This is a genomic window from Streptomyces araujoniae (assembly GCF_050871195.1).
GTDB classification, from domain to species: Bacteria; Actinomycetota; Actinomycetes; order Streptomycetales; family Streptomycetaceae; genus Streptomyces; species Streptomyces bacillaris.
On sequence record NZ_CP194070.1, the window covers coordinates 4,832,821 to 4,851,930 of the forward strand.

30 protein-coding genes are annotated in these 19,110 nt (G+C 67.5%); 29 read left to right on the forward strand and 1 reads right to left on the reverse strand.

All coding sequences use genetic code 11. The features are described from left to right. The first annotated feature begins 27 nt into the window (after nucleotides 1-27). The 27 genes from rplB to truA all read left to right on the forward strand — a co-directional run bounded on the left by rplB (nucleotide 28) and on the right by truA (nucleotide 15,436). On the forward strand, nucleotides 28-864 hold the full coding sequence (gene rplB / locus ACQ9ZG_RS20825; RefSeq protein WP_003966957.1) for a 50S ribosomal protein L2: 837 nt from the start codon (nucleotides 28-30) through the stop codon (nucleotides 862-864). A 12-nt stretch (nucleotides 865-876) separates the two neighbouring features. After that, nucleotides 877-1,158, forward strand: coding sequence for a 30S ribosomal protein S19 (gene rpsS, locus ACQ9ZG_RS20830; protein ID WP_003966956.1), 282 nt, complete (start codon nucleotides 877-879; stop codon nucleotides 1,156-1,158). Nucleotides 1,159-1,201: 43 nt separating this feature from the next. After that, nucleotides 1,202-1,549 carry a 50S ribosomal protein L22 gene (gene rplV, locus ACQ9ZG_RS20835; protein WP_004571827.1) on the forward strand — a complete coding sequence of 116 codons (348 nt, stop codon included), beginning with the start codon at nucleotides 1,202-1,204 and terminating at the stop codon, nucleotides 1,547-1,549. Further along, nucleotides 1,549-2,379, forward strand: a complete 831-nt coding sequence (gene rpsC / locus ACQ9ZG_RS20840; RefSeq protein ID WP_003966954.1) for a 30S ribosomal protein S3 — start codon at nucleotides 1,549-1,551, stop codon at nucleotides 2,377-2,379. The genes rplV and rpsC overlap by 1 nt, the downstream gene beginning before the upstream one ends. Nucleotides 2,380-2,384: 5 nt before the next feature. After that, nucleotides 2,385-2,804 carry a 50S ribosomal protein L16 gene (gene rplP, locus ACQ9ZG_RS20845; RefSeq protein WP_003966953.1) on the forward strand — a complete coding sequence of 140 codons (420 nt, stop codon included), beginning with the start codon at nucleotides 2,385-2,387 and terminating at the stop codon, nucleotides 2,802-2,804. Then, complete coding sequence (gene rpmC, locus ACQ9ZG_RS20850) at nucleotides 2,804-3,028, forward strand: 50S ribosomal protein L29 (protein WP_003966952.1); 225 nt, start codon at nucleotides 2,804-2,806, stop codon at nucleotides 3,026-3,028. The genes rplP and rpmC overlap by 1 nt, the downstream gene beginning before the upstream one ends. Next, on the forward strand, nucleotides 3,028-3,315 hold the full coding sequence (gene rpsQ, locus ACQ9ZG_RS20855) for a 30S ribosomal protein S17 (RefSeq protein ID WP_019765151.1): 288 nt from the start codon (nucleotides 3,028-3,030) through the stop codon (nucleotides 3,313-3,315). Before rpmC ends, rpsQ begins: the two co-directional genes overlap by 1 nt. Before the next feature lie 109 nt (nucleotides 3,316-3,424). After that, on the forward strand, nucleotides 3,425-3,793 hold the full coding sequence (gene rplN, locus ACQ9ZG_RS20860; protein ID WP_003974257.1) for a 50S ribosomal protein L14: 369 nt from the start codon (nucleotides 3,425-3,427) through the stop codon (nucleotides 3,791-3,793). Between the two features lie 2 nt (nucleotides 3,794-3,795). Beyond that, complete coding sequence (gene rplX, locus ACQ9ZG_RS20865) at nucleotides 3,796-4,119, forward strand: 50S ribosomal protein L24 (protein WP_003966949.1); 324 nt, start codon at nucleotides 3,796-3,798, stop codon at nucleotides 4,117-4,119. Continuing rightward, a complete protein-coding gene (gene rplE, locus ACQ9ZG_RS20870) occupies nucleotides 4,119-4,676 on the forward strand; it encodes a 50S ribosomal protein L5 (protein WP_003966948.1) in 558 nt (185 codons plus the stop codon). Before rplX ends, rplE begins: the two co-directional genes overlap by 1 nt. A gap of 2 nt (nucleotides 4,677-4,678) precedes the next feature. Continuing rightward, nucleotides 4,679-4,864: a type Z 30S ribosomal protein S14 gene (locus ACQ9ZG_RS20875; protein ID WP_003948630.1), complete on the forward strand. Its 186-nt coding sequence runs from the start codon at nucleotides 4,679-4,681 to the stop codon at nucleotides 4,862-4,864. 223 nt (nucleotides 4,865-5,087) lie between these two features. Next, the gene (gene rpsH / locus ACQ9ZG_RS20880; RefSeq protein ID WP_018490821.1) at nucleotides 5,088-5,486 is read left to right on the forward strand and encodes a 30S ribosomal protein S8; all 399 of its coding nucleotides are present in this window, start codon (nucleotides 5,088-5,090) and stop codon (nucleotides 5,484-5,486) included. A 21-nt stretch (nucleotides 5,487-5,507) separates the two neighbouring features. Continuing rightward, nucleotides 5,508-6,047: a 50S ribosomal protein L6 gene (gene rplF, locus ACQ9ZG_RS20885; protein WP_003966946.1), complete on the forward strand. Its 540-nt coding sequence runs from the start codon at nucleotides 5,508-5,510 to the stop codon at nucleotides 6,045-6,047. A 2-nt stretch (nucleotides 6,048-6,049) separates the two neighbouring features. Then, nucleotides 6,050-6,433: a 50S ribosomal protein L18 gene (rplR, locus tag ACQ9ZG_RS20890; RefSeq protein WP_018490822.1), complete on the forward strand. Its 384-nt coding sequence runs from the start codon at nucleotides 6,050-6,052 to the stop codon at nucleotides 6,431-6,433. Nucleotides 6,434-6,480: 47 nt separating this feature from the next. Next, nucleotides 6,481-7,086 carry a 30S ribosomal protein S5 gene (gene rpsE, locus ACQ9ZG_RS20895; protein ID WP_010058791.1) on the forward strand — a complete coding sequence of 202 codons (606 nt, stop codon included), beginning with the start codon at nucleotides 6,481-6,483 and terminating at the stop codon, nucleotides 7,084-7,086. Beyond that, the gene (gene rpmD, locus ACQ9ZG_RS20900) at nucleotides 7,086-7,268 is read left to right on the forward strand and encodes a 50S ribosomal protein L30 (RefSeq protein WP_003966943.1); all 183 of its coding nucleotides are present in this window, start codon (nucleotides 7,086-7,088) and stop codon (nucleotides 7,266-7,268) included. Before rpsE ends, rpmD begins: the two co-directional genes overlap by 1 nt. 1 nt (nucleotide 7,269) lies before the next feature. Further along, nucleotides 7,270-7,725 (forward strand): 50S ribosomal protein L15, encoded by a 456-nt coding sequence (gene rplO / locus ACQ9ZG_RS20905; RefSeq protein WP_003966942.1) that lies wholly within the window; start codon nucleotides 7,270-7,272, stop codon nucleotides 7,723-7,725. Between the two features lie 391 nt (nucleotides 7,726-8,116). After that, nucleotides 8,117-9,430, forward strand: a complete 1,314-nt coding sequence (gene secY, locus ACQ9ZG_RS20910; RefSeq protein WP_018490823.1) for a preprotein translocase subunit SecY — start codon at nucleotides 8,117-8,119, stop codon at nucleotides 9,428-9,430. Then, nucleotides 9,430-10,086, forward strand: a complete 657-nt coding sequence (locus ACQ9ZG_RS20915) for an adenylate kinase (protein WP_109916447.1) — start codon at nucleotides 9,430-9,432, stop codon at nucleotides 10,084-10,086. The genes secY and ACQ9ZG_RS20915 overlap by 1 nt, the downstream gene beginning before the upstream one ends. A 138-nt stretch (nucleotides 10,087-10,224) precedes the next feature. Beyond that, complete coding sequence (gene map / locus ACQ9ZG_RS20920) at nucleotides 10,225-11,061, forward strand: type I methionyl aminopeptidase (RefSeq protein ID WP_028416683.1); 837 nt, start codon at nucleotides 10,225-10,227, stop codon at nucleotides 11,059-11,061. A 173-nt stretch (nucleotides 11,062-11,234) separates the two neighbouring features. Next, nucleotides 11,235-11,456, forward strand: a complete 222-nt coding sequence (infA, locus tag ACQ9ZG_RS20925; protein WP_003956442.1) for a translation initiation factor IF-1 — start codon at nucleotides 11,235-11,237, stop codon at nucleotides 11,454-11,456. A 60-nt stretch (nucleotides 11,457-11,516) separates the two neighbouring features. Continuing rightward, complete coding sequence (gene rpmJ / locus ACQ9ZG_RS20930; RefSeq protein ID WP_003956441.1) at nucleotides 11,517-11,630, forward strand: 50S ribosomal protein L36; 114 nt, start codon at nucleotides 11,517-11,519, stop codon at nucleotides 11,628-11,630. Between the two features lie 195 nt (nucleotides 11,631-11,825). Further along, nucleotides 11,826-12,206 (forward strand): 30S ribosomal protein S13, encoded by a 381-nt coding sequence (gene rpsM / locus ACQ9ZG_RS20935; RefSeq protein WP_018490826.1) that lies wholly within the window; start codon nucleotides 11,826-11,828, stop codon nucleotides 12,204-12,206. 105 nt (nucleotides 12,207-12,311) lie between these two features. Beyond that, complete coding sequence (gene rpsK / locus ACQ9ZG_RS20940; RefSeq protein WP_003956432.1) at nucleotides 12,312-12,716, forward strand: 30S ribosomal protein S11; 405 nt, start codon at nucleotides 12,312-12,314, stop codon at nucleotides 12,714-12,716. Nucleotides 12,717-12,854: 138 nt separating this feature from the next. After that, a complete protein-coding gene (locus tag ACQ9ZG_RS20945) occupies nucleotides 12,855-13,877 on the forward strand; it encodes a DNA-directed RNA polymerase subunit alpha (RefSeq protein ID WP_003966937.1) in 1,023 nt (340 codons plus the stop codon). A gap of 93 nt (nucleotides 13,878-13,970) precedes the next feature. Further along, nucleotides 13,971-14,489 carry a 50S ribosomal protein L17 gene (gene rplQ / locus ACQ9ZG_RS20950; RefSeq protein WP_018490827.1) on the forward strand — a complete coding sequence of 173 codons (519 nt, stop codon included), beginning with the start codon at nucleotides 13,971-13,973 and terminating at the stop codon, nucleotides 14,487-14,489. Between the two features lie 89 nt (nucleotides 14,490-14,578). Continuing rightward, nucleotides 14,579-15,436: a tRNA pseudouridine(38-40) synthase TruA gene (gene truA / locus ACQ9ZG_RS20955; protein ID WP_099219713.1), complete on the forward strand. Its 858-nt coding sequence runs from the start codon at nucleotides 14,579-14,581 to the stop codon at nucleotides 15,434-15,436. A 124-nt stretch (nucleotides 15,437-15,560) separates the two neighbouring features. Here truA and ACQ9ZG_RS20960 read toward each other — a convergent pair whose 3' ends face one another. Beyond that, nucleotides 15,561-16,409, reverse strand: a complete 849-nt coding sequence (locus tag ACQ9ZG_RS20960) for a hypothetical protein (protein WP_109915031.1) — start codon at nucleotides 16,407-16,409, stop codon at nucleotides 15,561-15,563. Nucleotides 16,410-16,521: 112 nt separating this feature from the next. Between ACQ9ZG_RS20960 and ACQ9ZG_RS20965 the strand changes: the two genes are divergently transcribed. After that, nucleotides 16,522-18,141, forward strand: a complete 1,620-nt coding sequence (locus ACQ9ZG_RS20965; protein ID WP_026238023.1) for an ABC-F family ATP-binding cassette domain-containing protein — start codon at nucleotides 16,522-16,524, stop codon at nucleotides 18,139-18,141. A 482-nt stretch (nucleotides 18,142-18,623) separates the two neighbouring features. Continuing rightward, the gene (gene rplM, locus ACQ9ZG_RS20970; protein WP_003966932.1) at nucleotides 18,624-19,067 is read left to right on the forward strand and encodes a 50S ribosomal protein L13; all 444 of its coding nucleotides are present in this window, start codon (nucleotides 18,624-18,626) and stop codon (nucleotides 19,065-19,067) included. Nucleotides 19,068-19,110 lie beyond the last annotated feature (43 nt).

The following is a 19,110-nucleotide window of genomic DNA, read 5'->3' on the forward strand; positions in this document are numbered from 1 at the left end:
CGGAATTCTTCCGAGGACTGAGAGATAATGGGTATCCGCAAGTACAAGCCGACGACCCCGGGCCGTCGTGGCTCCAGCGTCGCCGACTTTGTCGAGATCACGCGGTCCACGCCGGAGAAGTCGCTGGTCCGCCCCCTGCACAGCAAGGGCGGCCGTAACAACGCCGGTCGTGTGACCGTTCGCCACCAGGGTGGTGGCCACAAGCGCGCCTACCGCGTGATCGACTTCCGTCGTCACGACAAGGACGGCGTGCCGGCCAAGGTCGCGCACATCGAGTACGACCCGAACCGCACCGCGCGCATCGCGCTGCTGCACTACGCGGACGGCGAGAAGCGTTACATCGTCGCTCCCCGTGGCCTGTCGCAGGGTGACCGTGTCGAGAACGGTCCGACCGCCGACATCAAGCCCGGTAACAACCTGGCGCTGCGCAACATCCCGGTCGGTACGACCATCCACGCCATCGAGCTGCGGCCCGGCGGCGGCGCGAAGTTCGCCCGTTCCGCGGGTGCCTCCGTGCAGCTGCTGGCGAAGGAGGGCACCATGGCCCACCTTCGTATGCCGTCGGGTGAGATCCGCCTGGTCGACGCGCGCTGCCGCGCGACGATCGGTGAGGTCGGCAACGCCGAGCAGTCGAACATCAACTGGGGCAAGGCCGGCCGCATGCGCTGGAAGGGCGTCCGCCCGACCGTCCGCGGTGTCGCGATGAACCCGGTTGACCACCCGCACGGTGGTGGTGAAGGCAAGACCTCCGGTGGTCGCCACCCGGTCTCGCCGTGGGGTCAGAAGGAGGGTCGTACTCGTTCTCCCAAGAAGGCGAGCAACAAGTACATCGTCCGCCGCCGCAAGACGAACAAGAAGCGCTAGGAGCGGGTTTAGATGCCGCGCAGTCTCAAGAAGGGGCCCTTCGTCGACGGACACCTCATCAAGAAGGTGGACGTACAGAACGAGGCAGGCACCAAGAACGTCATCAAGACCTGGTCCCGTCGCTCGATGATCGTCCCGGCCATGCTGGGTCACACCATCGCGGTGCACAACGGCAAGATCCACGTCCCGGTGTTCGTCACCGAGTCGATGGTCGGCCACAAGCTCGGCGAGTTCTCGCCGACTCGCACCTTCCGCGGCCACGTCAAGGACGACCGGAAGTCGAAGCGCCGCTAAGCGCGGGGTGGAAACGACTATGACTTACACCGAAGGGACAACCATGGAAGCCAGGGCCCAGGCGCGGTACATCCGCGTCACGCCCATGAAGGCCCGCCGCGTGGTGGACCTCATCCGTGGCATGGATGCCACGGAGGCTCAGGCGGTCCTGCGTTTCGCCCCGCAGGCCGCGAGCGTGCCGGTTGGCAAGGTGCTGGACAGCGCCATCGCCAACGCTGCACACAACTACGACCACACCGACGCCTCTTCGCTGGTCATCAGCGAGGCGTACGTGGACGAGGGCCCGACCCTGAAGCGGTTCCGTCCGCGTGCCCAGGGCCGTGCCTACCGGATCCGTAAGCGGACCAGCCACATCACCGTGGTCGTCAGCAGCAAGGAAGGAACCCGGTAATGGGCCAGAAGGTAAACCCGCACGGGTTCCGGCTCGGCATCACCACGGACTTCAAGTCCCGGTGGTACGCCGACAAGCTGTACAAGGACTACGTCAAGGAAGACGTCGCCATTCGTCGCATGATGACGAAGGGCATGGAGCGGGCCGGCATCTCGAAGGTCGAGATCGAGCGCACCCGCGACCGCGTCCGCGTTGACATCCACACCGCCCGCCCGGGCATCGTCATCGGCCGCCGCGGCGCCGAGGCCGACCGCATCCGTGGCGAGCTGGAGAAGCTGACCGGCAAGCAGGTCCAGCTGAACATCCTCGAGGTCAAGAACCCCGAGGTGGACGCTCAGCTGGTGGCCCAGGCCGTCGCCGAGCAGCTCTCCTCCCGCGTCTCCTTCCGTCGGGCCATGCGCAAGAGCATGCAGTCCTCGATGAAGGCCGGCGCCAAGGGCATCAAGATCCAGTGCGGTGGCCGCCTCGGCGGCGCCGAGATGTCCCGCTCGGAGTTCTACCGCGAGGGCCGTGTGCCCCTGCACACGCTCCGCGCGAACGTCGACTACGGCTTCTTCGAGGCCAAGACGACCTTCGGCCGCATCGGTGTGAAGGTCTGGATCTACAAGGGCGACGTCAAGAACATCGCCGAGGTTCGCGCCGAGAACGCCGCGGCCCGCGCCGGCAACCGTCCGGCTCGTGGCGGCGCTGACCGCCCGGCCGGCCGCGGTGGCCGTGGTGGCGAGCGTGGCGGTCGCGGCCGTAAGCCGCAGCAGTCGCCGGCAGCCGAGGCCCCCAAGGCCGACGCCGCCGCTGCTCCGGCTGCTGAGAGCACCGGAACGGAGGCCTGACCGAAATGCTGATCCCCCGTAGGGTCAAGCACCGCAAGCAGCACCACCCGAAGCGCAGCGGTATGTCCAAGGGTGGCACGCAGGTTGCGTTCGGCGAGTACGGCATCCAGGCGCTGACCCCGGCGTACGTGACGAACCGTCAGATCGAGTCCGCTCGTATCGCGATGACCCGTCACATCAAGCGTGGCGGCAAGGTCTGGATCAACATCTACCCGGACCGTCCCCTGACGAAGAAGCCGGCCGAGACCCGCATGGGTTCCGGTAAGGGTTCTCCCGAGTGGTGGATCGCGAACGTCAAGCCCGGTCGGGTGATGTTCGAGCTGTCCTACCCGAACGAGAAGATTGCTCGTGAGGCGCTCACCCGCGCTGCTCACAAGCTTCCGATGAAGTGCCGGATCGTTCGGCGCGAGGCAGGTGAGTCGTGATGTCGGCCGGTACCAAGGCGTCCGAGCTGCGCGAGCTGGGCGACGAGGAGCTCCTCAACAAGCTCCGCGAAGCCAAGGAAGAGCTGTTCAACCTCCGCTTCCAGGCGGCGACGGGCCAGCTCGAGAACCACGGCCGGCTCAAGTCCGTCCGTAAGGACATCGCCCGGATCTACACCCTGATGCGTGAGCGCGAGCTGGGCATCGAGACGGTGGAGAGCGCCTGATGAGCGAGAAGACTGTGACTGCTGAGACGAACACCGAGCGCGGTTTCCGCAAGACCCGTGAGGGTCTGGTCGTCAGCGACAAGATGGACAAGACCGTCGTCGTCGCTGTCGAGGACCGCGTCAAGCACGCGCTGTACGGCAAGGTCATCCGCCGTACGAACAAGCTCAAGGCCCACGACGAGCAGAACTCCGCCGGCGTCGGCGACCGCGTCCTCATCATGGAGACGCGTCCGCTGTCCGCCTCGAAGCGCTGGCGCATCGTCGAGATCCTCGAGAAGGCCAAGTAATTCCTGAGGGGTTTTCCCTCAGGTCAGTTCCGCCAGGCTCGGTGAGGGAGCCGCGTAGGTCACCTACGCGGCTCCCCACCGGGAACCGGCAGACGATCAGGAGATAGACGTGATCCAGCAGGAGTCGCGACTGCGCGTCGCCGACAACACGGGTGCGAAGGAAATTCTCACCATTCGTGTTCTCGGTGGCTCGGGTCGCCGCTACGCGGGTATCGGTGACGTCATCGTCGCCACCGTCAAGGACGCGATCCCCGGTGGCAACGTGAAGAAGGGTGACGTCGTCAAGGCCGTCATCGTTCGCACCGTCAAGGAGCGTCGTCGCCCGGATGGCTCGTACATCCGCTTCGACGAGAACGCCGCCGTCATTCTGAAGAACGACGGCGACCCCCGCGGCACCCGCATCTTCGGCCCGGTGGGCCGGGAGCTGCGCGAGAAGAAGTTCATGAAGATCATCTCGCTCGCGCCGGAGGTGCTGTAAGCATGAAGATCAAGAAGGGCGACCTGGTCCAGGTCATCACCGGTAAGGACAAGGGCAAGCAGGGCAAGGTCATCGTGGCCTACCCCGCTCAGGACCGCGTCCTCGTCGAGGGTGTCAACCGGGTCAAGAAGCACACCAAGGCCGGTCAGACGGCTCGCGGTTCGCAGACCGGTGGCATCGTGACCACCGAGGCTCCGATCCACGTCAGCAACGTTCAGCTGGTCGTGGAGAAGGACGGCAACAAGGTCGTCACCCGCGTCGGCTACCGCTTCGACGACGAGGGCAACAAGATCCGCGTTGCCAAGCGGACCGGTGAGGACATCTGATGACTGCCACCACTGCGCCGCGTCTCAAGACGCGCTACCGCGAGGAAATCGCCGGCAAGCTGCGTGAGGAGTTCTCGTACGAGAACGTCATGCAGGTTCCCGGTCTGGTCAAGATCGTGGTCAACATGGGTGTGGGCGACGCCGCCCGCGACTCCAAGCTGATCGACGGTGCCGTCAAGGACCTCACCACGATCACCGGTCAGAAGCCGGCCGTCACCAAGGCCCGCAAGTCCATCGCGCAGTTCAAGCTGCGCGAGGGCCAGCCGATCGGCTGCCACGTCACCCTCCGCGGTGACCGGATGTGGGAGTTCCTGGACCGTACGCTGTCGCTCGCGCTGCCGCGTATCCGTGACTTCCGTGGCCTGTCGCCGAAGCAGTTCGACGGCCGTGGCAACTACACCTTCGGTCTCACGGAGCAGGTCATGTTCCACGAGATCGACCAGGACAAGATCGACCGGGTCCGGGGCATGGACATCACCGTGGTCACCACGGCGACCAACGACGACGAGGGTCGTGCCCTGCTTCGTCACCTCGGCTTCCCGTTCAAGGAGAACTGACCGTGGCGAAGAAGGCTCTGATCGCTAAGGCCGCCCGTAAGCCGAAGTTCGGCGTCCGCGGGTACACCCGCTGCCAGCGCTGCGGCCGGCCCCACTCCGTCTACCGCAAGTTCGGCCTGTGCCGCGTGTGCCTTCGTGAGATGGCTCACCGTGGCGAGCTGCCGGGCGTGACCAAGAGCTCCTGGTAACTCTCCTCCGCCCTAGGGCGAAGGGAAGTTCCGGAGACTCTCGGTAAGCATCTGGTCGGCAGGAGCCCCTCCTTTCATGCCGTAGGCTTGAAGGGTTGGGCGCCTGCCGCCCACGACCGACTTACTACGCCGTAGGTCCCCGCGCCGCACCCGTCCCGCCACTGAGTGGGGAGAGGGATGGCGCATACAGGAAACCCCGGCGAGAGAGGCCGAAGGCCAACTCATGACCATGACTGATCCCATCGCAGACATGCTCACGCGTCTGCGTAACGCGAACTCGGCATATCACGACGATGTCTCGATGCCGCACAGCAAGATCAAGTCGCACATCGCGGAGATCCTCAAGCAGGAGGGTTTCATCACCGGCTGGAAGGTCGAGGACGCCGAGGTCGGCAAGAACCTCGTCCTCGAGCTGAAGTTCGGCCCGAACCGCGAGCGCTCGATCGCCGGCATCAAGCGCATCTCGAAGCCGGGTCTGCGTGTGTACGCAAAGTCCACCAACCTGCCGAAGGTGCTCGGCGGCCTGGGCGTGGCGATCATCTCCACGTCCCACGGTCTCCTGACCGGCCAGCAGGCAGGCAAGAAGGGCGTAGGTGGGGAAGTCCTCGCCTACGTCTGGTAGTCGGGAAAGGAAGGAAAGCTCATGTCGCGAATCGGCAAGCTCCCCATCCAGGTTCCCGCCGGTGTGGACGTCACCATCGATGGCCGCACGGTCGCGGTGAAGGGCCCCAAGGGTTCCCTCACGCACACCGTCGCCGCGCCGATCGAGGTCTCCAAGGGTGAGGACGGCGTGCTCAACGTCACCCGCCCGAACGACGAGCGTCAGAACAAGGCCCTCCACGGCCTGTCCCGCACGCTGGTGGCGAACATGATCACCGGCGTGACCGCGGGTTACTCCAAGGCGCTCGAGATCAGCGGTGTCGGTTACCGCGTCCAGGCGAAGGGCTCCAACCTGGAGTTCGCCCTGGGCTACAGCCACCCGATCCTCATCGAGGCGCCGGAAGGCATCACCTTCAAGGTCGAGTCGCCCACGAAGCTCAGCGTCGAGGGCATCGACAAGCAGAAGGTCGGCGAGGTGGCCGCCAACATCCGCAAGCTGCGGAAGCCCGACCCGTACAAGGCCAAGGGCGTCAAGTACGCGGGCGAGGTCATCCGCCGCAAGGTCGGAAAGGCTGGTAAGTAGCCATGGCATACGGTGTGAAGATCGCCAAGGGCGACGCGTACAAGCGCGCTGCCCGCAAGCGGCGCCACATCCGCGTCCGCAAGCACCTGTCGGGTTCGCCGGAGCGGCCCCGTCTGGTCGTGACGCGTTCCAACCGCCACATCGTGGCCCAGGTCATCGACGACATCGCGGGCCACACGCTCGCGTCGGCGTCGACCCTGGACACCTCGATCCGTGGTGGCGAGGGTGACAAGAGCGCCCAGGCCAAGCAGGTCGGCGCCCTGGTCGCCGAGCGCGCCAAGGCCGCAGGCGTCGAGGCCGTCGTGTTTGACCGCGGTGGTAACCAGTACGCCGGGCGGATTGCCGCTCTGGCTGACGCCGCCCGTGAAGCCGGGCTGAAGTTCTAAGCCCCGGTTCCTACGCACAGCGGACGTAACAGAGAGAGGTAAATCCAATGGCTGGACCCCAGCGCCGCGGAAGCGGTGCCGGTGGCGGCGAGCGGCGGGACCGGAAGGGCCGTGACGGTGGCGCCAGCGCCGCCGAGAAGACCGCGTACGTCGAGCGCGTCGTCGCGATCAACCGCGTCGCCAAGGTTGTGAAGGGTGGTCGTCGCTTCAGCTTCACCGCGCTGGTCGTGGTGGGCGATGGTGACGGCACCGTCGGTGTCGGATACGGCAAGGCCAAGGAAGTTCCCGCGGCCATCGCCAAGGGTGTCGAAGAGGCCAAGAAGAACTTCTTCAAGGTCCCGCGCATCCAGGGCACCATCCCTCACCCGATCACGGGCGAGAAGGCTGCGGGCGTCGTCCTGCTCAAGCCGGCTTCCCCCGGTACCGGTGTTATCGCCGGTGGCCCGGTGCGTGCCGTGCTCGAGTGCGCCGGCGTTCACGACATCCTGTCGAAGTCGCTTGGCTCGTCCAACGCGATCAACATCGTGCACGCGACCGTGGAGGCCCTCAAGGGCCTGCAGCGTCCCGAGGAGATCGCGGCCCGCCGCGGTCTGCCCCTCGAGGACGTCGCCCCCGCGGCTCTGCTCCGTGCGCGTGCGGGAGCGGGTGCGTAATGGCTCGCCTCAAGATCACGCAGACCAAGTCGTACATCGGCAGCAAGCAGAACCACCGCGACACCCTGCGTTCGCTCGGGCTCAAGCGCCTGAACGACTCGGTTGTCAAGGAGGACCGCCCCGAGTTCCGCGGCATGGTGCACACCGTCCGCCACCTCGTGACGGTTGAGGAGGTTGACTGACATGGCGGAGAACAGCCCGCTGAAGGCCCACAACCTCCGGCCTGCCCCGGGCGCCAAGACCGCCAAGACCCGTGTGGGTCGTGGTGAGGCGTCCAAGGGTAAGACCGCAGGCCGTGGTACCAAGGGTACGAAGGCTCGTTACCAGGTTCCGGAGCGCTTCGAGGGTGGCCAGATGCCCCTCCACATGCGTCTCCCGAAGCTCAAGGGCTTCAAGAACCCGTTCCGCACGGAGTACCAGGTCGTGAACCTGGACAAGCTCGCGACGCTCTACCCCGAGGGTGGAGAGGTCACGGTGGCCGACCTGGTCGCCAAGGGTGCCGTGCGCAACAACCACCTCGTCAAGGTCCTCGGACAGGGCGAGATCTCCGTAGCGCTGCAGGTTTCGGTCGACGCCGTCTCCGGCTCCGCCAAGGAGAAGATCACCGCCGCCGGCGGTACGGTCACCGAGCTCGTCTGAGCCACGGGACAGAACTGAGCCTGGCCGGCTGCCTCCTCGGAGGCGGCCGGCCAGGTTTTTTCGTGTCCGGGACCATTTCGGGGCGATGTACGGGAACCGTAAAGGCTCGGGAAAGGTTGAACGGGTGTCCACCGCACCGGCGGTGGGGGAGCGGAGGGGCGTTCACGTCCCAAATGGTGTGGCTTGGCCGGTCTTTCGCGGCCTGGGCCGGGGGACGGGCGGTGCACCGGGGTGCAGCGCGTGTTTCCTGCTCAGTCCCGGGCCGGGTAGGGTAGCGCCGTTAATCTTTTGTGGCCTCCTTACGATGTAGGGCTGCCTTGTATCCGATCCCATCCAGTCCCATCCAGACCCGTCGCCTCTGACGCATAGCGCGGGGGTCGCAGGAGGCACCGTGTTCACCGCGTTCGCCCGAGCGTTCAAGACGCCCGACCTGCGCAAGAAGCTGCTCTTCACGCTCGGCATCATCGTGATCTACCGGCTCGGGGCCCACGTCCCGGCGCCCGGCGTCGACTACGCGAAGGTCCAGCAGTGCATCGACCAGGCCGATTCGGGTGGCCTGCTCGGTCTGATGCAGATGTTCAGCGGTGGCGCCCTGTTGCAGATCACCATCTTCGCGCTCGGCATCATGCCGTACATCACGGCCAGCATCATTCTCCAGCTGCTGACCGTGGTGATCCCCCGTCTGGAAGCCCTCAAGAAGGAGGGGCAGTCCGGCACGGCCAAGATCACGCAGTACACGCGTTATCTGACGGTCGCGCTGGCCGTCCTCCAGGGCACCGGCCTCGTCGCCACGGCGCGCAGCGGCGCGCTGTTCCAGAACTGCTCGGTGGGCGATCAGATCGTCGCCGACAAGTCGATCTTCACGACGCTGGTCATGGTCGTCACCATGACCGCCGGTACGGCCTGCGTCATGTGGCTCGGTGAGCTGATCACCGACCGCGGCATCGGCAACGGCATGTCGATCCTCATGTTCATCTCGATCGCCGCCACGTTCCCCGGCGCCCTCTGGGCCATCAAGGAGAGCGGCAAGCTGGCCGACGGCTGGATCGAGTTCGGCACGGTCATCCTCATCGGCTTCGTCATGGTGGCCCTCGTCGTCTTCGTCGAGCAGGCCCAGCGCCGGATCCCCGTGCAGTACGCGAAGCGCATGATCGGGCGCCGTTCCTACGGCGGTACGTCGACGTACATCCCGCTGAAGGTGAACCAGGCGGGTGTGATTCCCGTCATCTTCGCCTCCTCGCTGCTCTTCATCCCGTCGCTGATCGTCCAGTTCTCCAACTCCACCGCGGGCTGGGCGACCTGGATCCAGGACCACTTCGTGACGGGTGACCACCCGTACTACATCGCGGTGTACTTCGTACTCATCGTGTTCTTCGCCTTCTTCTACGTGGCCATTTCGTTCAACCCCGACGAAGTCGCCGACAACATGAAGAAGTATGGTGGCTTCATCCCGGGCATCCGGGCAGGTCGACCTACTGCCGAGTACCTGAGCTACGTGCTCAACAGGATCACTTGGCCGGGCTCGCTGTACCTGGGCCTGATCGCTCTGGTGCCGACGATGGCGTTGGCAGGCTTCGGCGGTGCGAACCAGAACTTCCCGTTCGGCGGGACGAGCATCCTCATCATCGTGGGTGTCGGTCTGGAAACCGTGAAGCAGATCGAGAGTCAGCTCCAGCAGCGCAATTACGAAGGGTTCCTCCGCTGATGCGAATCGTCCTCGTCGGGCCTCCGGGTGCCGGCAAGGGAACGCAGGCTGCGTACCTTGCCAAGAACCTCTCGATTCCGCACATCTCCACGGGCGACCTCTTCCGCGCCAACATCAGCCAGGGCACGGACCTTGGCAAGCAGGCCCGCGCCTACATGGACGCAGGCCAACTGGTGCCGGACGAAGTCACCATCGGAATGGCCAAGGACCGCATGTCCCAGTCGGACGCCGTGAACGGCTTCCTGCTGGACGGCTTCCCGCGGAACGTGGGCCAGGCCGAAGCCCTTGACGTGATGCTCAAGGACGAGGGCGTGAAGCTCGACGCGGTCCTCGACCTCGAAGTACCCGAGGACGAGGTCGTGAAGCGGATCGCGGGTCGCCGCATCTGCCGCAGCGACAGCGCGCACGTCTTCCACGTGACGTACAACCCGCCGAAGACCGAGGGCGTCTGCGACACCTGCGGCGGCGAGCTGTACCAGCGGGACGACGACAGCGAGGAGACGGTCCGGACGCGGCTGGAGGTCTACCACACGCAGACCGAGCCGATCATCGACTACTACCGGGCCCAGGGCCTGGTAGTGACCATCTCCGCGCTCGGCAAGGTCACCGAGGTGACCGCCCGCGCCATGGAGGCGCTCAAGTCCGACGAGGGCTGAGCCCCACCCCGTACCACCGCTGTACAGCCGGCCGCGGCGCCCCAGGGCGCCGCGGCCGACTGTTTGCGCCCGTATCGTTGGATACGGCCGCAGTCCGCCCGTACCCCCGTCACCGTCGATGCAGAGAGGCGCCGAGCAATGGTGCAGATCAAGACCCCCGAGCAGATCGCGAAGATGCGCGAGGCGGGGCTGGTGGTCGCTGCCATTCACGCGGCCACCCGGGAGGCCGCCGTGCCCGGCGCCACCACCAAGGACCTGGACCAGGTCGCCCGGAAGGTCATCGCCGACCACGGGGCGAAGTCGAACTTCCTCGGTTACGGCGGGTTCCCCGCGACCATCTGCACCTCGGTCAACGAGGTCGTCGTCCACGGCATCCCGGACGAGAAGACGGTCCTCAAGGACGGCGACATCATCTCGATCGACGCCGGCGCCATCGTGGACGGCTGGCACGGCGACGCCGCGTACACCGCCTTCGTGGGCACGGGTCACGCTCCGGAGCTGGTCGAGCTGTCCCGGGTGACCGAGGAGTCGATGTGGGCCGGGATCGCGGCGATGAAGGTGAACAACCGGCTCGTCGACATCTCCCGGGCCATCGAGACCTTCATCCGCCGCCAGCCCCGCCCGGCCACCGGCAAGTACGGGATCATCGAGGACTTCGGCGGCCACGGCATCGGCTCCGAGATGCACATGGACCCGCATCTGCTGAACTACGTCTCCCGCAAGCGCGGCAAGGGCATCAAGCTGGTCCCGGGCGTCTGCCTGGCGATCGAGCCGATGGTCTCGCTCGGCACGGCCCGTACGGAGACCCTCGCCGACGACTGGACGGTCATCACGACGGACGGCACCTGGTCCTCGCACTGGGAGCACTCCATCGCCCTGACCGAGCAGGGCCCGCTGGTCCTCACCGCCCCGGACTGCGGCAGGGCGAAGCTCGCGGAGTACGGCATCGAGGCGGCGCCGGACCCGCTGGGGTGATACGCCCCCTTCGGGAGGTCTAAGGATCACCCGCAGTGGGCAAACTTGACGGATTCGTCTTTTGGAGTCCGCTGACGTAGACTGACTCGTCGGCTCCGGTGCATCCGTATGTCCGCAGGTAGGACAGGGGATCGCAAGGAGCCGATCAAGGTAGCCGATTCGAAAGGCGAAGCGTGGCCAAGAAGCAAGGTGCCATCGAGATTGAGGGCACCGTGATCGAGTCCCTCCCGAACGCAATGTTCAAGGTGGAGCTCCAGAACGGTCACAAGGTCCTGGCGCACATCAGCGGCAAGATGCGGATGCACTACATCCGTATCCTCCCCGATGACCGGGTTGTGGTGGAGCTCTCTCCGTACGACCTCACGCGCGGCCGGATCGTCTACCGCTACAAGTAGATCTTGCCCCCACCCCGCTTCGGCGCGGTGATGGCACTGACCCGGAGAACCTGACATCCCATGAAGGTCAAGCCGAGCGTCAAGAAGATCTGCGACAAGTGCAAGGTGATCCGCCGCCACGGTCGGGTCATGGTCATCTGCGACAACCTGCGCCACAAGCAGCGCCAGGGCTGACGCACGACCGCCTGCATCTCGCAGTTCTTCGCGCGACGCACGTAATCACGTACATACGCAGTGCCCGTCCAAGCCACGGCTGACGACACCTCCGGCGGGGGCCGGGGACCCGGACGTACCACCACTCCCAGCGGGTGGTCGGCGGTCGGGAGCGGCACTGCGGAAGACCCCCGATCTAACAACTGGAGCCATTGAATGGCACGCGTTTCAGGTGTTGACATCCCGCGCGAAAAGCGCGTGGAGGTTGCCCTCACCTACGTCTTCGGTATCGGGCGCACCCGGTCCAAGGAGATCCTCGCCACCACCGGCGTGAACCCGAACACCCGCGTTCGTGACCTGGCCGAAGAGGACCTGGTCAAGATCCGCGAGTACGTGGACGCCAACCTCCGCACCGAGGGTGACCTCCGTCGCGAGATCCAGGCCGACATCCGCCGCAAGGTCGAGATCGGCTGCTACCAGGGCATCCGGCACCGTCGTGGTCTGCCGGTCCACGGTCAGCGCACCAGCACGAACGCTCGTACCCGCAAGGGCCCGCGTCGCGCCATCGCCGGTAAGAAGAAGCCGGGCAAGAAGTAGTCCTCAGCGGACGCACTGCGCCAGTCCGGTCCGCCGGAGCGGCGCAGCAACCAGCGGTCTTCGCTGTAGGACCGATCACCTCCCCTCTCCATCTGGAGTCAAGACATGCCCCCCAAGGGTCGTCAGGGCGCAGCCAAGAAGGTGCGTCGCAAGGAAAAGAAGAACGTCGCTCACGGCCACGCGCACATCAAGAGCACGTTCAACAACACCATCGTCTCGATCACGGACCCCTCGGGCAACGTGATCTCCTGGGCCTCCGCCGGCCACGTCGGCTTCAAGGGCTCGCGCAAGTCCACCCCCTTCGCCGCGCAGATGGCCGCCGAGTCGGCCGCCCGCCGCGCGCAGGAGCACGGCATGCGCAAGGTCGACGTCTTCGTCAAGGGTCCCGGCTCCGGCCGTGAGACCGCGATCCGCTCCCTCCAGGCCACCGGCCTCGAGGTCGGCTCGATCCAGGACGTCACCCCGACGCCGCACAACGGCTGCCGTCCGCCGAAGCGTCGCCGCGTCTGATCCGTCGCGGCCGGTGACGGCCGCGCGCCAGTAGCGCCGGGACCGGGCGGTGCGCCTCGAAAGGGGCGTACCGCCCGTACCCTTGTTACATCTGTCGGGCATCAAATAGTGGGTGCCCACGACTGAAGGACACACCCCATGCTTATCGCTCAGCGTCCGTCGCTGACCGAAGAGGTCGTCGACGAGTTCCGTTCCCGGTTCGTGATCGAGCCGCTGGAGCCGGGCTTCGGCTACACCCTCGGCAACTCCCTGCGCCGTACCCTCCTCTCCTCGATCCCCGGTGCCGCTGTCACCAGCATCCGGATCGACGGTGTCCTGCACGAGTTCACCACCGTGCCGGGCGTCAAGGAGGACGTCACCGACCTCATCCTGAACATCAAGCAGCTGGTCGTCTCCTCGGAGCACGACGAGCCCGTCGTGATGTACCTGCGCAAGCAGGGCCCGGGTCTGGTCACCGCCGCCGACATCGCGCCCCCGGCCGGTGTCGAGGTGCACAACCCGGACCTCGTCCTCGCCACGCTCAACGGCAAGGGCAAGCTGGAGATGGAGCTGACCGTCGAGCGCGGTCGCGGCTACGTCTCCGCCGTCCAGAACAAGCAGGTGGGCCAGGAGATCGGCCGGATCCCGGTCGACTCCATCTACTCGCCGGTGCTCAAGGTCACGTACAAGGTCGAGGCGACCCGTGTCGAGCAGCGCACCGACTTCGACAAGCTGATCGTCGACGTCGAGACCAAGCAGGCCATGCGTCCCCGTGACGCCATGGCGTCGGCCGGCAAGACCCTGGTCGAGCTGTTCGGTCTGGCGCGCGAGCTCAACATCGACGCCGAGGGCATCGACATGGGCCCGTCCCCGACGGACGCCGCTCTCGCCGCCGATCTGGCTCTGCCGATCGAGGAGCTGGAGCTCACCGTCCGCTCGTACAACTGCCTCAAGCGCGAGGGCATCCACTCGGTGGGCGAGCTGGTGGCCCGCTCCGAGGCGGACCTGCTCGACATCCGCAACTTCGGTGCCAAGTCGATCGACGAGGTCAAGGCGAAGCTGGCCGGTATGGGCCTCGCGCTGAAGGACTCGCCTCCCGGCTTCGACCCGACCGCCGCCGCCGACGCCTTCGGTGCCGACGACGACGCGGACGCCGGTTTCGTGGAGACCGAGCAGTACTGAGCACCACCCCGTACGACTTCCGTGAGGCGTCCGCCGCACGGGAACTGACACCGGTACCTGGTACGGCCGGTGCAGCACACAAGGAGAATCACCATGCCGCGTCCCACCAAGGGAGCCCGTTTCGGCGGTAGCGCCGCTCACGAGAAGCTGCTTCTCGCGAACCTGGCGAAGTCGCTGTTCGAGCACGGCCGCATCACGACGACCGAGGCCAAGGCCCGCCGCCTGCGCCCCGTCGCCGAGCGCCTCGTCACCAAGGCGAAGAAGGGCGACATCCACAACCGTCGCCTGGTGCTCCAGACGATCACGGACAAGAGCGTCGTCCACACGCTCTTCACCGAGATCGCGCCCCGGTACGAGAACCGCCCCGGTGGTTACACCCGTATCACCAAGATCGGCAACCGTCGTGGCGACAACGCCCCGATGGCCGTCATCGAGCTGGTCGAGGCGCTGACCGTGGCCCAGCAGGCCACCGGTGAGGCCGAGGCCGCCACGAAGCGCGCGGTCAAGGAGGACGCCCTCAAGAAGGAGGAGGCCCCCGCGGCCGAGTCCACCGAGGCCGTCGAGGACGCCAAGCCGGTCGAGAAGGCCGACGAGGAGTCGAAGGACGCCTGAGCGTTCTGAGCATCACGGGACGGGCCCGCATCACCCTTCGGGGCGGTGCGGGCCCGTTTCGCTGACCAGGTGGATGAGGAGATGTGCGGGTGAGTGACGAGGCGGAGCCCGGGTCCGTCCGGGTGCGGCTGGACCTGGCCTACGACGGCAGGGACTTCTCCGGCTGGGCGAAGCAGACCGGCCGGCGCACGGTGCAGGGCGAGATCGAGGACGCGCTGCGGACGGTGACCCGGTCGGCGGTGACGTACGACCTGACGGTGGCGGGCCGCACGGACGCCGGGGTGCACGCGCGGGGGCAGGTGGCCCATGTGGACCTGCCGGAGGCGGTGTGGGCGGAGCACGAGGAGAAGCTGCTGCGGCGGCTGGCGGGGCGGCTTCCGCAGGACGTACGGATCTGGCGCGCGGTCCCCGCACCGGCCGGGTTCAACGCCCGCTTCTCCGCCCTCTGGCGGCGGTACGCCTACCGGGTGGGCGACCGGCCCGGCGGGGTGGACCCGCTGACGCGCGGTCATGTGCTGTGGCACGACCGGCCGCTGGACGTGGACGCCATGAACGAGGCGGCCGCGCCGATGGTGGGCGAGCACGACTTCGCCGCGTACTGCAAGAAGCGCGAGGGCGCGACCACCATCCGCACGCTCCAGAAGCTGAGTTGGGTACGGGACCCGGGCTCCGGCGTCCTCACGGCGACCGTGCAGGCGGACGCGTTCTGCCACAACATGGTGCGGGCGCTGATCGGTGCCGCGCTCTTCGTGGGCGACGGCCGGCGCCCGCCCTCCTGGCCCGCCGAGGTCCTGGCGGCGAAGGTGCGCGACCCCGCGGTGCACGTGGTGCGGCCGCACGGGCTGACGCTGGAGGAAGTGGCCTACCCGGCGGACGAGTTGCTGGCCGCGCGCGCCCAGGAGGCCCGGAACGTGAGGACGTTGCCGGGCGCGGCGGGGTGCTGCTGAGGGGCCGCGGGGCTGAGGCGTTGACGTGCCGAGGCGGTGGGGGCCGGGACCGGGGCAGGGCGGGGGTGCCCCCGCCCGTACCTCCAGGCGAGCGCGTTCGGCTCCGCGGGTGCGGACCGGCCTCCTACGAACCCGGCTCCGCGGCCGCCTGCGACGCCTGGGCCCGGCCGCGCTGGTGGATCTGGCGGAAGACGAAGTCCGTCAGGTCGTCGCCGACCGCGAAGACGTCCTTGTCCTGGGTGGTGACACGGGTGCCGTCGGTGAAGCCGCCGACGGTGAAGTAGGCGTAGCGGCCGTAGGAGTTGGTGGTGCGGCGGCAGACCGTACCGCCGCGGCAGAACGTCGGGACGCCCGCGCCGCTGAGGGAGGCGAGGCCGCCCGAGGCCTGTTCGACCGTCTTCTTGGCCCGCGCCTCGGTGTCGAAGACCGCGATGCCGACGGTGACGGCCACCCCTTCCTTGCGGTAGGTCGCGCGGATGAGCTGCTCGCAGCCGTTGTTCTCGAGGACCGTGCCCAGGGCCCCCTGGGTGCCGGTCGCGCAGTCGGTGGTGCTGCCCGTGGCGCCCTTGATGTGCACGCGGTCGCCCATGGCGAGCTTCTCGCCGGGGAAGAAGCCGTCGACGGTGACCGGCGCCTTGTCCTTGCCGGCGCTGGATATGTACTCCTTCGGGTCCGGCGGGGGCGGCGGTGCCACCGACGAGAAGGAGGGCTCGGGCGCCGAGGTGTCCTCGGGGAGGTCGGCCGGTGCCGGCAGCTTGCTCGCGTTGTTGCCCGGATCGCCCGTGCCGCCGCCCGTGGAGACCACGGCGGTGGCCACGATCGCGCCGACGAGCGCGGTGGCCAGCACCCCGCCGCCGATCATCAGCCACCGCCTGCGCCGGGCGCGTGCGGCCGACTGCTCGGCCAGCGCGGCCCAGTCCGGAGTTCCGTTGTCCCCTGGCCCCCAGGAGGGCCCCCCTTGCCATGAACTCATGCGCGAATCCTAGGGGGTGTCGTCCGGCGGGGGACGCGGCCTCCGGGAACCGGGCGGTCCGTCGCGGTAAACCGGTTGGGCCTTCGCTTCGCGGGCCGTGACAATGCTCGGTATGGGACATCTCGAAGCAGGCCACCTGGAGTACTACCTACCGGACGGGCGGGTGCTGCTCGGCGACGCCTCCTTCCGGGTGGCCGACGGAGCCGTGGTCGCCCTCGTCGGGGCGAACGGGGCGGGCAAGACCACCCTGCTGCGGCTGCTGGCGGGCGAGCTCCAGCCGCACGGCGGCACGGTCTCGGTGAGCGGCGGGCTCGGTGTGATGCCGCAGTTCGTGGGCTCGGTGCGGGACGAGCGGACCGTGCGGGACCTGCTGGTGTCGGTGTCCCAGCCGCGTATCCGGGAGGCGGCGAAGGCGGTCGACGCGGCCGAGGAGAAGATCCTCACCGTCGACGACGAGGCCGCGCAGATGGCGTACGCGCAGGCGCTCAGCGACTGGGCCGAGGCGCGCGGGTACGAGGCCGAGACCGTCTGGGACATGTGCACCATGGCCGCGCTGGGCGTCCCGTACGAGAAGGCGCAGTGGCGCGAGGTGCGCACGCTCAGCGGCGGTGAGCAGAAGCGGCTGGTCCTGGAGGCGCTGCTGCGCGGACCGGACGAGGTGCTGCTGCTCGACGAGCCGGACAACTATCTGGACGTCCCCGGCAAGCGGTGGCTGGAGGAGAAGCTCAAGGAGACCCGGAAGACTGTCCTCTTCGTCTCCCACGACCGCGAGCTGCTCTCCCGGGCCGCCGAGAAGATCGTCAGCGTCGAGCCGAGCCCGGCGGGCAGCGATGTGTGGGTGCACGGCGGGGGCTTCGCCACGTACCACGAGGCGCGCAAGGAGCGGTTCGCGCGGTTCGAGGAGCTGCTGCGGCGCTGGCAGGAGGAGCACGCCCGGCTGAAGGCGCTCGTCCTGCGGATGCGGCAGCAGGCGGCGAACAGCCCGGACATGGCCAACCGCTACCACGCGATGCAGACCCGCTTCAAGAAGTTCGAGGAGGCGGGACCGCCGCCGGAGCCGCCGCGCGAGCAGGACATCCGCATGCGGCTGCGCGGCGGGCGGACCGGGGTGCGGGCGGTGACCTGCAAGGGCCTGGAGCTGACCGGGCTGATGAAGCCGTTCGACCTGGAGATCTTCTACGGGGAACGGGTCGCCGTCCTCGGCTCCAACGGGTCCGGCAAGTCGCACTTCCTGCGGCTGCTGGCGGGGGAGCCGGTGGCGCACACGGGGGAGTGGAAGCTCGGGGCGCGCGTCGTGCCCGGGCACTTCGCGCAGACCCACGCGCACCCGGAGCTGCTGGGGAAGACCCTGGTGGACATCCTCTGGTCCGAGCACGCCAAGGACCGGGGCGGGGCGATGGGGGTGCTGCGGCGGTACGAGCTGGAGCGGCAGGGGGACCAGGCGTTCGAGCGGCTGTCCGGCGGGCAGCAGGCACGCTTCCAGATCCTGCTGCTGGAACTGGCGGGGACGACGGCGCTGCTGCTCGACGAGCCGACGGACAACCTGGACCTGGAGTCGGCGGAGGCGCTGCAGGACGGTCTGGAGTCGTACGACGGCACGGTGATGGCCGTCACGCACGACCGGTGGTTCGCGAAGTCCTTCGACCGGTATCTGGTCTTCGGCTCGGACGGGGTCGTACGGGAGACGGCGGAGCCGGTGTGGGACGAGCGGAGGGTGGACCGCGTGCGGTGACCTTGGCGGTCGGCGGGGCGGGGGGGGGGTATCTGTGGGGGCGCGGTGCGGTGCGCTGTGCCGTGCGGCGCCGTTGCGGGGGCTCTGCCCCCGGGCCCCCGCGCCTCAAACGCCGGCGGGGCTGAAGGGATCGCCTCAAGCGCCGGCGGGGCTTAAGGGATCGCCTCAAGCGCCGGCGGGGCTTAAGGGATCGCCTCAAGCGCCGGCGGGGCTGGATGGTGCGGCGGGGCCGGTGCGGATCGGTGGGGGCCGGTGGCTCGGGGGTGTTTTGACCCCTGTGGGGGGCCGACGGTAGGCTTCCTCTTTGTTATGCGTATCGGCCGCGTCCCTGTGGCGCTCAGGGCCCATACGTAGGTTCTCTGGAGCAGTTACCAGTGGCTCGCATACGGGCGGCGTCCCGGCATTGTGAGCCCCAGCTGCATGATCGCTTCAGGGGTGCCATGTGTCTGGACCTCATCCACTGAAGAAGCGAAGGCTACGAAGTGCGTACGTACAGCCCCAAGCCCGGCGATGTCACTCGCCAGTGGCACATCATCGACGCTCAGGACATCGTCCTGGGGCGTCTGGCCACCACGGCTGCCAACCTCCTCCGCGGCAAGCACAAGGCGATCTACGCCCCCCACATGGACATGGGCGACTTCGTCATCATCATCAACGCCGACAAGGTCCACCTGTCGGGTAACAAGAAGACCCAGAAGATGGCGTACCGCCACTCGGGCTTCCCGGGCGGTCTCCGTTCGGTGCGCTACGACGAGCTTCTCGCGAAGAACCCCGAGAAGGCCGTCGAGAAGGCCATCAAGGGCATGATCCCCAAGAACACCCTGGGCCGTCAGATGCTCTCGAAGCTCAAGGTCTACGCGGGCGACCAGCACCCGCACGCTGCTCAGCAGCCGGTCCCGTTCGAGATCACCCAGGTCGCGCAGTAGTTCCGGCCACCCCCTAAGACGTACAGAAAGATCTGAGGAGAAT

Bases quoted from the DNA above. Each gene is read 5' to 3' on its own strand.
- ACQ9ZG_RS20915 (WP_109916447.1), top strand. From the start codon at position 9,430: ATGCGAATCGTCCTCGTCGGGCCTCCGGGTGCCGGCAAGGGAACGCAG.
- rplR (WP_018490822.1), top strand. From the start codon at position 6,050: ATGGCATACGGTGTGAAGATCGCCAAGGGCGACGCGTACAAGCGCGCT.
- rplF (WP_003966946.1), top strand. From the start codon at position 5,508: ATGTCGCGAATCGGCAAGCTCCCCATCCAGGTTCCCGCCGGTGTGGAC.
- rpsS (WP_003966956.1), top strand. From the start codon at position 877: ATGCCGCGCAGTCTCAAGAAGGGGCCCTTCGTCGACGGACACCTCATC.
- rpsH (WP_018490821.1), top strand. From the start codon at position 5,088: ATGACCATGACTGATCCCATCGCAGACATGCTCACGCGTCTGCGTAAC.
- rplV (WP_004571827.1), top strand. From the start codon at position 1,202: ATGGAAGCCAGGGCCCAGGCGCGGTACATCCGCGTCACGCCCATGAAG.
- rpsM (WP_018490826.1), top strand. From the start codon at position 11,826: ATGGCACGCGTTTCAGGTGTTGACATCCCGCGCGAAAAGCGCGTGGAG.
- rplX (WP_003966949.1), top strand. From the start codon at position 3,796: ATGAAGATCAAGAAGGGCGACCTGGTCCAGGTCATCACCGGTAAGGAC.
- rplQ (WP_018490827.1), top strand. From the start codon at position 13,971: ATGCCGCGTCCCACCAAGGGAGCCCGTTTCGGCGGTAGCGCCGCTCAC.
- rpsQ (WP_019765151.1), top strand. From the start codon at position 3,028: ATGAGCGAGAAGACTGTGACTGCTGAGACGAACACCGAGCGCGGTTTC.
- ACQ9ZG_RS20960 (WP_109915031.1), bottom strand. From the start codon at position 16,409: ATGAGTTCATGGCAAGGGGGGCCCTCCTGGGGGCCAGGGGACAACGGA.
- rplB (WP_003966957.1), top strand. From the start codon at position 28: ATGGGTATCCGCAAGTACAAGCCGACGACCCCGGGCCGTCGTGGCTCC.
- rpsK (WP_003956432.1), top strand. From the start codon at position 12,312: ATGCCCCCCAAGGGTCGTCAGGGCGCAGCCAAGAAGGTGCGTCGCAAG.
- ACQ9ZG_RS20945 (WP_003966937.1), top strand. From the start codon at position 12,855: ATGCTTATCGCTCAGCGTCCGTCGCTGACCGAAGAGGTCGTCGACGAG.
- rpmD (WP_003966943.1), top strand. From the start codon at position 7,086: ATGGCTCGCCTCAAGATCACGCAGACCAAGTCGTACATCGGCAGCAAG.
- rpsC (WP_003966954.1), top strand. From the start codon at position 1,549: ATGGGCCAGAAGGTAAACCCGCACGGGTTCCGGCTCGGCATCACCACG.
- rpmC (WP_003966952.1), top strand. From the start codon at position 2,804: ATGTCGGCCGGTACCAAGGCGTCCGAGCTGCGCGAGCTGGGCGACGAG.
- rplE (WP_003966948.1), top strand. From the start codon at position 4,119: ATGACTGCCACCACTGCGCCGCGTCTCAAGACGCGCTACCGCGAGGAA.
- rplO (WP_003966942.1), top strand. From the start codon at position 7,270: ATGGCGGAGAACAGCCCGCTGAAGGCCCACAACCTCCGGCCTGCCCCG.
- rpsE (WP_010058791.1), top strand. From the start codon at position 6,481: ATGGCTGGACCCCAGCGCCGCGGAAGCGGTGCCGGTGGCGGCGAGCGG.
- rpmJ (WP_003956441.1), top strand. From the start codon at position 11,517: ATGAAGGTCAAGCCGAGCGTCAAGAAGATCTGCGACAAGTGCAAGGTG.
- rplP (WP_003966953.1), top strand. From the start codon at position 2,385: ATGCTGATCCCCCGTAGGGTCAAGCACCGCAAGCAGCACCACCCGAAG.
- ACQ9ZG_RS20965 (WP_026238023.1), top strand. From the start codon at position 16,522: ATGGGACATCTCGAAGCAGGCCACCTGGAGTACTACCTACCGGACGGG.
- map (WP_028416683.1), top strand. From the start codon at position 10,225: ATGGTGCAGATCAAGACCCCCGAGCAGATCGCGAAGATGCGCGAGGCG.